A 13,578-nucleotide genomic window follows, 5' to 3' on the forward strand; every position below is an offset into this window, starting at 1 on the left:
GTTTACAAATTATATTTCATTCATTTAAGCGTGTTCTTTCTCATTTATTTGTTATCTATCATTAATTTAAAATTTTTGAATTGTCCTGTTAATAACAAAAAAAAGATAGTCTCATAAAAGACTATCTCTTTCCAAATTCATGCTGTTTTTTAATTAAATACTCATATACTTGTTTTTTTATCCGTGTTTCCTCTTATATTTTCAACGCATCCTGAGCCAAAGTCATTTTTGCCTGCGGGATTCTAAACGGCGAGCAAGAGATATAGTCGATCGCTAAGTTATTTAGGAAGGCAATCGACTTCGGATGAGCCGCTGCTTCACCGCAAATTCCAATCTTCAGCTTCGGATTGACTTGTCTTCCCCGTTCAATTGCCAGCTTCATTAAAGCCCCAACACCCGATTCATCCAAGACTTGGAATGGATCGTCCGCAAAAATTCCGGCTTCCATGTATTGATTGATAATGCGCGGCGAGTCATCACGAGACAGACCTAACGCCATCTGAGTCAAATCGTTGGTTCCAAAGCTGAAGAAATCCGCATGCTGAGCAATTTCATCCGCAACGAAGCAGGCTCTAGGAATCTCAATCATTGTTCCGATTTGATAGCTAAGGTCCTGTTTGTATTCCTTAAGACTTCTTTGAATCGCTTCTTCGATCGATGAACGGACACGAGCGAATTCCTGTGCATCGATGGTAAATGGAATCATGATCTCCGGTTGAATGGCCAATCCTGTTTCCTTCGTTACTTCGCAGGCCGCCTCAATGATCGCCTCCGCTTGCATTTGATAGATTTCTGGATAAGCAACCCCTAGGCGCAAACCGCGGAATCCCAACATTGGGTTAACTTCTGCTAAATTGTCTGTTTTACGCTTCACTTCATTGTAGGTCTTGCCTAATTCCTTAGCAACTTCGCGACATTCATCGGCTCCTTTTGGCAAGAATTCATGTAACGGCGGATCCAACAAGCGAATCGTTGTTGGCTTGCCTTCAGCGGCTTCATACATGAATTTGAAGTCTTGCTTTTGCACCTGTTTCAAGTCTTTCAAAACTTCCAGCCGTTCGTCTAAACTATCAGCCAAAATTAATTGACGGAATTGCAGCAGACGGCTCTTTTCAAAGAACATATGCTCTGTCCGGGCCAACCCGATACCAACAGCCCCTAAAGCCATCCCTGTAGCAATATCTTTTGGTGTTTCAGCATTCGCTCTTACTTTGATTTTGGCATGACGATCCCAAATAACGTGCAGTTCATCCAAAGCGACTGTATTGGTCACTTCTTCCATTGGAATTTTGCCAAAGTAGATTTTGCCGCTCGTTCCATCAACGGAAAGAATCGTTCCTTCTTCGATTACTTCTTCCCCGACTGTTGCTTTATTTTCTTCCAGCACGGTCAATCGTTCACAGCCAACAACCGAACAGATTCCCATTCCGCGGGCGACTACCGCCGCGTGTGAAGTCATACCGCCGCGGCTAGTGATGACCGCTTCACTGACTGCGATTCCCTCGATATCTTCTGGTGATGTTTCTTCGCGGACCAAGACCACTCTTTCGCCGCGAGCTTTCGCCTCGGTCGCTGCTTCGGCTGTAAAGTAAGCCGCTCCTGTAGCAGCGCCCGGGCTAGCCGCCAAGCCAGATAAGAAGGATACGCGATTTTTCAGCGCGTCTTCGTCAAAGTTTGGATGCAATGCTGCTTCTAAATCCTTTGCCTCGATTCGGCTGACCAATTCTGCTTCATTGATGATTCCTTCCTTATAGAAATCTAACAGGATTGTCAATGCCGCTTTCGATGTCCGCTTGCCGCTGCGGGTTTGCAAGATGAACAATTTTTCTCGTTCGATCGTAAACTCAACATCCTGCATATCTTGATAATGTTTCTCTAGATCTTCACAGATGCTTTTTAATTGTTGGAACTGTTCAGGCAATTCGTCCGCCAATACTTGGATCGGTTTTGGTGTTCGAACACCCGCCACCACATCTTCTCCTTGTGCGTTGATTAAATATTCACCGAATAATCCTGGATCGCCTAGTGATGGATTGCGTGAAAAGACCACCCCAGTCCCAGAACTATCACCAAAGTTTCCAAAGACCATCTCTTGAATGTTGACTGCGGTCCCTAAATCATCGCTGATATCATGCAGGCGGCGATACGTTTTCGCCCGTTGGTTATTCCAGCTGCCAAAGACGGCTTCGATCGCTAAATATAATTGTTCGATCGGATCTTGCGGAAATTCCCGCTGCAATTTTTTGCGATAAATCTCTTTGTACTCGCTTACAATTTGTTTCCAATGATCCGCGGTCAATTCGTTGTCGAAAGACAGACCGTTTACTTTTTTTAGTGCCGTGATGCGATTTTCAAAATCACTGTTGTCCATTCCCATCACAACATTTCCGAACATCTGCAGCAAACGACGGTAGCAATCATAGGCAAACCGTTCATTTTGACTGTTACTTGCCAAGGCTGCAACTGTTTGATCATTCAATCCTAAATTTAAAACCGTATCCATCATCCCCGGCATTGAGAATTTGGAGCCGCTTCGTACGGAAACCAATAATGGATTTTCCATATCGCCAAATTTCTTTCCCGTTTTAGCGGATAATTTTTCAACAGCATCCATCACTTGATCCTTCATATCCGAGATCAATTGATTGCCATGATTTAAATAATATAAACATGCTTCCGTTGTTACCGTGAATCCGGTCGGTACTGGCAGACCCAATTTTGTCATTTCAGCAAGATTGGCACCTTTCCCGCCTAGTAAATCTTTTTGTTCTTTTGAACCTTCTGAAAATAAATAAACCCAACGATTCATGCGCTTCTCCTCTTAAAAAAGTTTTATTTGACCTGACTACAGTTTAATACGATGATTATACAAAGTCAATAAGATGTTTATATAAAAATATAACGCACATATATGCAAAAGAATCGACTAGGATGATTATCCTAGTCGATTCTTTTTAGACTAATTGAGTGAAAATCAAAAGTACCGTGATTATTGCCGGTAATGCTTGAATTAGATAGATCGATTTAGTGACGGTCTTCCCGCCGTACAATCCAACGATCACAACAAAAAGATTAAACAGCAGCAAAACCTTCAATCTCACGTCTCCTTGAAATAAAAACAAGCTGGTCAGAAGCGCTAAACCTAAGCTGCCATTATATATACCCATATTTTTCAACGCGATTTGCGCATTCGGCTGAGTCACAAAATCATGAGGCATATCAAATGTTTTCGCCTGCTTTTCCGGCGATGCGAACATTTCTAATCCCATGATCACTAAATGCAGCAGACCGATAATTCCTGATAATAGTAAAATGAATCCTGTCATAGATAATTCTCCTTATTTATACGGTTGATTTATCTACTATATTCATTTTTCTATTTTTTTCCAATTAAAGCGACTTGCTGCTACCGTTCTTCAATCACAAATCCATGGGACAGCAGCTGATATGCATCCCCCTCATGATAATTATGACCAAACAGACGGCGCCCTGCTTTTTCGACCTCAAACGATTCCCCTTCATTAAAGGTAGCAATTAATGTCTTCTCTTTGTAGGTTCGTGTTAGCGAAAACGTCTTTTTATCGTCATCGTAATGCCAGATCATCGTTCCATAGCTGAAGACTTCAGAAAACTGCTTCCGCAGTGCGATCAATTGCTTGAAGAAGAGCTTGAGCTCCTCATCTTGATCTTCCCAAATCATGCAGCGGCGGCAATCTGGGTCCATTTCCCCTTCCATGCCGACCTCGGTTCCATAATAAATACAAGGGGTTCCTTTTTGGATAAACATAAAGGTCAGCACTGCCTTCATCAAGTCTTTGTTTCCTGAACACAACGTTAATATGCGTGGCGTATCGTGAGAATCCAGCAAATTAAAGCTGACTTCATTCGTTTGATCGCGGTAAAGCAGCTGCTGACGATTCATTCCGAAAATCATTTGCGAGATTGAGATCGACTGCTCCACGAAAAAGGCTTTAATACTATCGGTAAAGGCATAGTTCATTACCGCATGAAATTCATCGCCCTGCAGCCAGCGCTGTGACGAATGCCAAATTTCGCCTAAGATATAGAGGTCGTCTTTTTGCTGTAAGACCGCTTCGTGAAACTCTTTCCAGAAATGATGATCGACTTCATTGGCTACATCTAAGCGCCAGCCGTCAATATCAAATTCACGAATCCAATAGGTTGCGATCTCAAGTAAATATTTTTGTACCTCTGGATTAGCAGTATTCAGCTTCGGCATATGCGGATTGAAGTTAAAGGTATCGTAATTCAAATTCTTCGCATTTTCCGAATCCGGAATTGCCGTATATCGCGGTGGAAAAGAGTCTATATGGAACCAATTGGCATACGCCGATTCTTCCCCCTGCAAAATCACATCCTGCCATTGATGGGAACTCGCCCCTAAATGATTAAAGACCGCATCCAGCATCACACGAATTCCGCGTTCATGAGCCTTTTCGACCAGCTCACGGAAGGTCTGCTTATCCCCGAAATGCGGATCGATTTCATAATAATCCACCGTGTCGTACTTGTGATTCGATGGTGACGTAAAAATCGGACACAGATAAAGACCGTTTATGCCCAAATCTTCCAGATAATCTAACTTATCAATAACGCCTTGCAGATCGCCGCCAAAAAAATTCTCGCGGGTCGGTTTCTCACTCCCCCATGCCAATACGTCATCTGGATCGTTAGAGGGATCGCCATTGTTAAAGCGTTCTGGAAAAACTTGATACCAGACTGTTTTTGCGACCCAATCCGGCACTTTGAAACGATCGATTTCTTGAAAGTAAGGCATCCGAAAGTACAAAAAATCACGTTCCAAACGACTTTCTTCATAGTCAAAAATCCCTTGATCGGTATAAAAGACTTGTTTCCCCGAATAATCCGTAATACAAAAAGCGTACGCCAAGCGATGATGCGGCGCAGTCACTTCGATTTCCCAATAGTCGAGGTTATCGGTCGTGTAGGTTTTGTTCATTGGCTGCTGCTCTTGATACCATTTTTCCTCAGCAAACAAATAGAAATCTCCGCTGATCAACCCAACGGACTTTATTTCATTGCGTGCTGTCTGCAAGCGAATCCGCATCAAATCTTTTGTATAAAGAAACGCAAATTCACTCTCGGGACGATGATAAATTCCTGCATAATTCATCCCTCCACCTCCATTTCTGCTTCCATTGTACCAAATATCTTCTTCCTCTCTCCACTTAGACCTTAGCCAAGTGTTCAAACACAAATTTTTCTTCAAAATATGCTACTATAATAATAGAAGAAAAAAATTTTCTTCGCCTCGTTTATCGAGGATCACTCCAGGGCGTAGCATGTTTGGGGAAGCGGCTGCGTCCGTATTTTTTTTGACAAAGCCAGAATAATCTGTTTTAATAAATGCATCTATTAGAGAAACGAGGGATCATGCCATTGAAAAACTAAGCGAATGTTGGAAGTTGCAAACTAGTCTTAAATTAACTTATGTTGATAGGGTTAGTGGGCAAATTTTCAGGATTGGCTTAGGTTTTCAAGGGATGGTCTTTTTTTGTCGTTTATGCTTTTCGCAGTTTGTCGAGCATGAATTGCAAAACTAGTGAACAAGCCGTTTTGCAGCATGATCTGCCTGCTTATCACTCGTTAGTAAAAAGTCGATCGCTTCCTGATCCCATCCTGAAAATTGGTTGGGATTTTTTTGTTTCCAGCGTGAAACAAAGGGGGAATTTTTATGTCTACAATTAAAATTACACATTTGACCTTCGGGTTTGATAAACAAGTCGAATTATTATTTGAGGATGCTAATTTGACCATCGACAGCAGCTGGAAGCTGGGGTTGGTCGGTCGGAACGGCCGCGGCAAAACAACGCTGCTGCAACTATTGTTAGGAAAATACGCCTATCAAGGAGAAATTCAATTTCCTTTACGGCCAGTTTATTTTCCAGCGACAATCAGCGAGCAGGATCAACTCACCTATTATGCGTTGCTGGAAGTCGCTGATTTCGAATTATGGGAACTAGAACGAGAAATGAATTTGATCCAGTTAGATCCGCAAGTGCTATGGCAACCGTACCAGACACTTTCTGGCGGCGAACAAACAAAAGTTCTATTAGCATTGCTTTTTACGCAGGAAAACTTCTTCCCGTTGATCGATGAACCGACCAATCATTTAGATTTACAAGGTCGGCAGCACGTGGCAAATTATTTGCAGCACAAAGATGGCTTCATCGTCGTTAGCCACGATCGGCAATTTTTGAATCAAGTCACCGATCATACACTGGCCATCGAAAAAAGCCAGCTAGTTTTGTATCAAGGAAATTTTGCTACGTATGAAGAACAAAAAGAATTGCGGGATGAATTTGAATTAGCCCAAAATCGAAAAATCAAAAAAGAAGTTAGCCGTCTGAAAAGAACCGCCGCTGAAAAAGCAGAGTGGTCCCGTTCTCGCGAGACTGAAAAATACGGCAAGCCGTCAGAAAAAGGCAGCGGCGGAATCTTTGATACTGGCTTCATCGGTGCGCGGGCTGCACGCACGATGAAACGTTCGAAAAATATAGAGCAGCGGATGTATGATCAAATCGAAGTAAAAGAAGGACTTTTGAAAGATTTGGAGGATGTCGATCGATTAACGATGAGCTATCATCCCAGCCGTCACGCGCAACTGTTAAAAATGGAAAATTTGTCCTTGCACTACAAAGAACAAGAGGCTCTTTTCGCCCCGCTATCCTTTGAAGTACAGCGAGGAACGATCGTAGCGCTCACAGGACCAAACGGGATTGGGAAATCCAGCGTCTTGCATTATTTATTAGGAACTTTTGCGGGCCAAGCCAGCGGTGAACTTCTTCGACCGAATGTCAAAATTAGTTACGTAAGACAAAACTACGAAAACAATCGCGGGACGCGGCAGGATTTCGCTGAAGCCAATCAATTAGACTATTCTGCTTTTCTGAACAACCTCCGAAAACTGGGAATGGAACGCAACGTGTTTCAAAACCAAATCGAGGAAATGAGTATGGGGCAGCGGAAAAAGGTTGAGCTGGCGAAATCATTGGCGCAGGAAGCGGAACTTTATATTTGGGATGAACCGTTAAATTATCTGGATGTCTTCAATCAAAAGCAATTGGAGGATCTTTTATTGCAAAAGCAACCTACGATGTTGATCGTCGAACACGATCAAACCTTTTTGAAAAATATCGGCGCGCAGCAAATTGCCTTGAAAAAATAGAAATGCACCGTCCAAAAAAATTGGACGGTGCATTTTATTTTTCGACTCACTGCTCAATTCCCCAATCCGTAAATGACTCGACCCAGCTGTTTCGAATTTCCCAAATTCCCCCTTGAATATCGTCAAAAGGCAAATTTTTGGTCTCTTTGATCATGTGATCATATTGAAAAAGTTTTTGCCAGCTTCGAACCAGCTCTGTTTTCAAATGCGGATACAACCCAGTTGTATAAACATCGCCTTCATAAGCAACATTGAATTTTTTTAGTCGTTCATAATACTCTGCTTCCTCTTCAGGCGTTCCCAGCAAACGTAAATTCAAAATTTTATTCCAATCAGACATTCGAAAGAACACAATCTGCTCGATTGGAACATGCAGTTTGATAATTTTCGAATCTGCTGAGTAATCGAGATAGTTTACATTTAGAAATGACCAAATTGCTGAGTCTCCATCCGCGGGCCGTTCAACGATTTGCGAGGCGTTTTGACGATACCAGCCATAGGCCTGCAAAAAAACTTGCGAAGTTTCACCATATTTCTTGCTGATGAATTCGTTCTTGACCGTGTATCTTCCTGTCTCAACAATTTTATCAACAACCACTTGGCTCTGAGAAGTAAACAGCGTTACCTGGTGATCTCTGTAATCCATTCTTTGCGAATCTCCCATATCGTCCCAACTTTCATTTCTCCCAATACACTGGAATCATCAAAAAGACGTTCACGGCTTTTTTCGATTTTTCGTTTGATATTAGGATAAAACGGTGTCATAAAAGCCGTGCAATCATCGATGCCATATTGCTCTAAGAGTTCACTATGAGCCTTTTGATCCTCCAGATCCTTAGGAATGTACAAATAATTAACAATATTGCCCCATTTCAGCAGATCCACGATAATCAATTGGTCCTGCTCAAGTTCAATTTCCAAGATCGCATTGCCTTCGCTATTTTGAATACTCTCTTCTTGAGAGAGCGAGACCCAAATCGGATACTTCACGTCCGCCGGCGGTTGAACCAGCTTTGAGGCCGCATGAAAATACCAATCATAGACACCCAAATAAAGGCTTGTATGATCCTCCATTTTTTGCTCAATATACTCTTTTTTTGCAATATACCGCCCTGTCTGATTCAATACGTTCAAAATATCTGCATGCTGCTTCGTCCAAACCTTTATTTTATTTGTCATATTTCCTCCAAATCAGAAATAAGCAAAAGAGTTCTTCCTCTTAACAATCCAAACAAAAAGACTTTTCTTCTTCCGGCAAGGTGGCTCTGACATAATTTTGAATATGCCCATGAAACGCGCGAACAACCGAAGGAAGTTCATTTTTCCGTAAAACGTCAACAAAAGCCAAATGCTCATCTGATTTCTTTTCCAGAATTCCCAACGATGACAAATCTTCGTTCATGGCAATAAGCAATTGATAAAACAAGCTCTCTAGTATTTGGGCCCGTCGCACACTGCCTGATAATTGCCAAAGATATTTATGAAAAGAAATATCTAATGTGTTTAGCAAAAAGACCTTGTCCTCTTCATTTCGACAACGCTGTTCCCCGTCTTTCATTTCTAACGCAATTTTCGTCAGCTGATCGAAATCTTCCTCTTTGAGCAATTGATTCCGCAAAATTTTTCGCAAAATTTGTGTTTCAAGTGACGTTCGTATTTCAAAGACTTCCATTATTTCAGGAGGTTCCATTTCAATCACATGGTTTCCTTTACGAGGAGAAAATGTAATCAATCCTTGTTCGTTCAAAATACGCATCGCTTCCCTGACAGGTGCTCGGCTAATATTAAAATTATTTGAGATATCTGTTTCAATTAATCGGTCGCCGCCCTTTAGCGTTCCTGACAAGATTCTATTTTTAACATACGACACAACCATATCGCTTAAACTTTGTTTTTCGTATCTAGGCATAATATCCATAAATAAATCAGCATCCCTTCCGATATATCCCATTAATTATATCAGAAAGCCTTTACTAAGTCTCATGGCGTTCGGTGTCTGATCCTTTTGACCATTATAAATACGCGCACTTCCTTCGACTTTATCTACTGATACTCCCTATCTAAATTGTGTTTTCATTCACATGATTATTCACTGTCTGATTACTTTTCCAGTTCAGCGGACTTCGATAACTCCTCTGGTTTGGGTTTCTCCTGCAGCAATGCTTTGAATAAACACACCGCGCACAGCAGCATAATCACCGTCAATGGCAGGGCTGCAACAATCGAACAAGTTTGCAACGCATCCAAACCGCCCGTCATCAATAAAACTAATGCCAGCAGCGCTTGAATAACTCCCCATAGAATTTTTTTATCGTTGCCGGGATTCAAGTCGCCTTCCGATGAAAACATCGACAGAACAAAAATACCCGAATTGGCGGAAGTAATAAAAAAAGTACACAGGAGACAAATAGCAATGATCGAAAAGAACATTCCCAGCGGATATTCGGCTAAAACAACAAAAAGTGCCGTCTCTGTTACTGCCTTCGCTTTGTTAATAATCTCAATATCCAAATTAAGTCCTAAGCTGCCAAAGATTGAGAACCAGATAAACGAGACCATCGAAGGAGCAATGATTACTCCCAAAACAAATTCCTTAATCGTCCTTCCTTTAGATATTCTAGCAATAAAGGTTCCAACAAACGGTCCCCAAGCGATCCACCATGACCAGTAAAAAATAGTCCACGAACCTAACCACGCATTGTCCCCAAATGGATTAATCGAAAAGCTTTCTGATACTAGGTTATTGATGTATCCGCCAAAAGAATTTGTAAAAATATTCAAGGACATGATTTTGGGTCCGATTAGAAAAGCCCCTAAAAGAATCGCCACCGCCAAGAATAAATTGATATCTGACAAAAGTTTAATTCCTTTATCGATTCCGCTAACCGCGGTCCATGTATACACGACCGTCAAGGAAACAATAATCACTATCTGAACGAGTCGGGTTGTTGGAATGTCAAACAGGTAGTTCAATCCCGAGTTGATTTGCAGCGTTCCTTGACCAAGTGACGTCGCGATTCCAGCAACTGTCGCAAAGACCGCGCAAATATCTATAATTTTACCGATCGGACCGCGAACACCCTCTTCACCTAGGATCGGTAAAAAAATACTGCTGATCAACCCCGGTGTCTTCTTCCTAAACTGAAAATAAGCCAGCGCCATTCCGATAATCGAATAGGCCGCCCACGGATGAAAGCCCCAATGTAAAAAGGATTTTTGCATCGCTAGATCGGCTGCTTTTTCCGTTCCGCCAAACGTAGCAAAGTGGTTCAACGGTTCAGCAACACCCCAAAAAACTAGGCCAATCCCCATACCGGCACCAAACAGCATCGCGAACCAAGAACGATTGCTGTATTCAGGAACAGAATCATCAGGACCAAGTTTTATTTTTCCAAAGCGGCTAAAAGCGATCAGCAACGAGAAAATGACAAAAACAAACATAGCAATTAAATAAAACCAACCAAAAGTATCTACCAAGAAGGCCTTTGTTCCATTCATCGCCTGCGCAAATGGCTTAGGTGCGACTAAACCGACAAGTACAATTACGGCGGTGATCAAAAGAGATACATAAAATACTATATTTTTTTTCATTTTAACGCCTCCTCCTCAAAGTTTTTTTATCGGACGAGCCGCATTTCTGCGACTCGTCATTCACTTACTAAACTTTCACTTCAAAGAGTCGAGGTTCTTCAATTTCAGTCGATAACGCGTCTAGAGCAACACCCACACGATGGTAGCGCAGCTTGTGCTGAACTTCTTTCGGTGTTGCTGGGTCTCCCAACGGATATGGAATCGAGATCGTGGGTACGATCCGATTGACACCTACTGTCCGAGCAACTGGAATCAAGTTGGCCATTTGAACAATTGTAATTCCCGCTTTTTCGATTTCTCTGGTCATCGTTGCACCGCAACGAGTACAGGTTCCTCAGGTGGAGGTGAGAATAACGGCCTTAACGCCATCATCAATTAATTCCTGTGCAATTTCTTGCCCCATCCGGCTTGCTTCCGCCTGCGTTGTTCCAGTCCCAACCGTCGCATAGAAGTAAGGATAAACACCGCCGATTTTTCCTTCTTTAGCGAACTCTTTCATCACATCTAATGGTAAAACGACATTGGGATCGTCATAAACTCACCCTTTTTCAACTCGTCCATTGAGTCTACATTGTATTTTCCCCATTTGGTTGCCGAAGCCGATTGAATTCGATCAGGGTTGCCGACCGGTACGATTCCGCCAGAAGTGACAAGCGCTACTTTGATTTTCGCTAATTCTTCCGCCGGGATAGCTGGCGCGATCGGTGCTCGCTCGGATTTAGGAATAATCAATTCGGATTGGTATTCTTCGCCATTTACTTTCTTCAGCAGCATGTCGATCACACGATCGGTCGCAGGAACTGGCGGGTTCAACCAAACTTGATCACGAACACCACGGCCAAAATACCCTTCTTCCGCCGCTGAATTTAGTTTTTCATCATACAATAAACGCAAAGCAAAAGCCGACATTTTCGCCACATCTTTACGCATCGCCGCAGCGCTGGCTCCACCTTCAAAAATGTACATTTCCTTGCGATACATTTCTACACCGGGATTTTCTTCATTCATTGAGGTGATTGCTGGTACGCCAAATTTCTTTTGAACCGCCGAACAAATATGACCGCAGGCAAACCCCATAGCGGCCTGCTCGAAACGCTGGACCTGCAAAGAAAATATCAAACTCTTTGTCATCTAAAAATCCTAAGATACGTTCAATTGCCTCTTCTGTTTCTGAACCCATGAAATTGTCTCCGCAAATAACGGTATGAGTGATTTCAATTTCATCCTTCAGGGCTTTGGCATAGGCCATGCCCGGGCCAACAATTCCTTCTCTGATTTCCGGTTCATGACCAGCGAATTCTTCTCCGCCAATCTGGCCGAAAAACTGATTAATGTATAAAATCGCTTTCATAATTTCCCTCCTAATTCATACTACTGAGATCTATTTTGGAAAAAGATCGTGTCTGCTGTTAAACAGTTCTTGAAATAATAAGCCGCAAGTCGAATTAGAACTCAACCATCGTTTTCGTTGACCAGCCGACTACTTGATCTCCGCAGAACATCGCGTTGTTTTCCATAATGATTGACCCATCTGATTTGACCGAGGAGCCTAGAATTTCGTCATTTGACCAGCCGCCTGAAAGTCCGTCACGGGCTAAAGCTTCTAATTCTCCCAACACTGTTTTCATCGGCGGCAATTCAATCAAAGTAGAAACATTCCCTGCCGAAACGATCGCGTCACATTTTTCGTCCATTGATACTAACGGCTGGCTGGCGCCATCCCGCCCTGTACATTCATTGGTAAGTCCAACCGTTTTAACACCCGCATCTTCTAACGCCACATAACAAGCAGTAAAATCAGCATCTGGATTCCCATAGCCTTCTTCGGCTACCACCGCGCTATCAGCGCCTAGGCTTTTCGCCATTTGAGCGACAAATATAGCTGCCCGTTCTTTTTGTTCCAAAGCCACGTTCAGATTCGACATGATTATGCCTAAGAAATTGATCGTTTTCCCGTGTTCTTCATACAATCGTTTAATCATTGGGAAGTTTTGAAAATCATAGGTCGACCATTTTGAGGAACAAGGCATGAAGGAACCAGAAATCATTGCACCGTCCAACACCTCATTTGGATGCATAAAGGTCGGCAGCATCGAATTGCAATTCCAGCCATAATTCAAATCATTGTAGCCATCTTCCTCCATTTGTGATTGCAGCTGCAGCACAAAGACTACACTTGGTAATTGATTCACGGCTTCATCCCGTTTAGTAACTGGTGCCAGCTCATAGGTCTCCACCTCATCTGATTTCAATCCTTTTGTGCAAGCGCCGATATATTCTGCTAAACGCATACCTGCCCAACGCAAGGCATGATTTTTCTTTTGCTGCTCGTGGTATTCGAAGGCTTCATCGGTATGAGCAACCAAAACAACATTTTTAAGCTGCGAGTAATACGTATACTTCGCACCTTCTCCGCTCATATCGATCAATCCGTCTTGGAACCCACCGTAATGCTGACCGACAACTAAGACACTCATATCTTTTAAAGCATGAGTCACTCCGTCGCCCGCTTGCATTAATTTTCCAGTTACACCAGGAAATACCGGGCCGCCCCCAACCCGATAACGCGGTTCAACGGCTTCTTTGACTGGAACCATTCGGACTTCATCCCCAGGTTTGACAATATGCAGTTCTGCTTCGGTAATGTGTTCATCTTCAAAAACAACAGCTAGCGCCTCTTTTTTATTTATCGTTAAGATACCCTCGGCATACTCTGTTTTCTCACCGAACTGAATATCTTTAACATGAAAATTTGCGATGTCTAATTTCATTTGCTT

General features: G+C 42.6%; 9 protein-coding genes and 1 pseudogene. 1 reads left to right on the forward strand and 9 read right to left on the reverse strand.

Annotated elements, in window-relative coordinates:
• Positions 1–193: 193 nt before the first annotated feature.
• From ppdK to PGP85_RS07715, 3 genes are all read right to left on the reverse strand, one after another.
• The gene (gene ppdK, locus PGP85_RS07705; protein WP_270326912.1) at positions 194–2,809 is read right to left on the reverse strand and encodes a pyruvate, phosphate dikinase; all 2,616 of its coding nucleotides are present in this window, start codon (positions 2,807–2,809) and stop codon (positions 194–196) included.
• 145 nt (positions 2,810–2,954) lie between these two features.
• Positions 2,955–3,326, reverse strand: coding sequence for a DUF1304 domain-containing protein (locus PGP85_RS07710; protein ID WP_270326914.1), 372 nt, complete (start codon positions 3,324–3,326; stop codon positions 2,955–2,957).
• A gap of 80 nt (positions 3,327–3,406) precedes the next feature.
• Complete coding sequence (locus tag PGP85_RS07715; RefSeq protein WP_270326916.1) at positions 3,407–5,155, reverse strand: glycoside hydrolase family 13 protein; 1,749 nt, start codon at positions 5,153–5,155, stop codon at positions 3,407–3,409.
• Between the two features lie 561 nt (positions 5,156–5,716).
• On the opposite strand from PGP85_RS07715, the gene abc-f reads away from it, so the two are divergent.
• Positions 5,717–7,210 carry a ribosomal protection-like ABC-F family protein gene (abc-f, locus tag PGP85_RS07720; RefSeq protein ID WP_270326917.1) on the forward strand — a complete coding sequence of 498 codons (1,494 nt, stop codon included), beginning with the start codon at positions 5,717–5,719 and terminating at the stop codon, positions 7,208–7,210.
• Between the two features lie 46 nt (positions 7,211–7,256).
• Here the strand turns inward: abc-f and PGP85_RS07725 are convergent, their stop codons facing one another.
• The 6 genes and pseudogenes from PGP85_RS07725 to PGP85_RS07750 all read right to left on the reverse strand — a co-directional run bounded on the left by PGP85_RS07725 (position 7,257) and on the right by PGP85_RS07750 (position 13,572).
• Positions 7,257–7,856, reverse strand: coding sequence for a DUF3841 domain-containing protein (locus PGP85_RS07725; protein WP_270326920.1), 600 nt, complete (start codon positions 7,854–7,856; stop codon positions 7,257–7,259).
• A complete protein-coding gene (locus tag PGP85_RS07730) occupies positions 7,832–8,389 on the reverse strand; it encodes a DUF3841 domain-containing protein (RefSeq protein WP_010741708.1) in 558 nt (185 codons plus the stop codon). The genes PGP85_RS07725 and PGP85_RS07730 overlap by 25 nt, the downstream gene beginning before the upstream one ends.
• A 40-nt stretch (positions 8,390–8,429) precedes the next feature.
• Positions 8,430–9,128 carry a GntR family transcriptional regulator gene (locus tag PGP85_RS07735; RefSeq protein WP_270326922.1) on the reverse strand — a complete coding sequence of 233 codons (699 nt, stop codon included), beginning with the start codon at positions 9,126–9,128 and terminating at the stop codon, positions 8,430–8,432.
• 182 nt (positions 9,129–9,310) lie between these two features.
• Positions 9,311–10,801, reverse strand: coding sequence for a BCCT family transporter (locus tag PGP85_RS07740; RefSeq protein WP_010741706.1), 1,491 nt, complete (start codon positions 10,799–10,801; stop codon positions 9,311–9,313).
• A 67-nt stretch (positions 10,802–10,868) separates the two neighbouring features.
• Positions 10,869–12,155: pseudogene (locus tag PGP85_RS07745) on the reverse strand (glycine/betaine/sarcosine/D-proline family reductase selenoprotein B).
• 91 nt (positions 12,156–12,246) lie between these two features.
• Positions 12,247–13,572 carry a glycine/sarcosine/betaine reductase component B subunit gene (locus tag PGP85_RS07750; RefSeq protein WP_270326924.1) on the reverse strand — a complete coding sequence of 442 codons (1,326 nt, stop codon included), beginning with the start codon at positions 13,570–13,572 and terminating at the stop codon, positions 12,247–12,249.
• Positions 13,573–13,578: the final 6 nt, after the last annotated feature.

Source organism: Enterococcus malodoratus (assembly GCF_027659535.1).
GTDB classification, from domain to species: Bacteria; Bacillota; Bacilli; order Lactobacillales; family Enterococcaceae; genus Enterococcus_A; species Enterococcus_A malodoratus.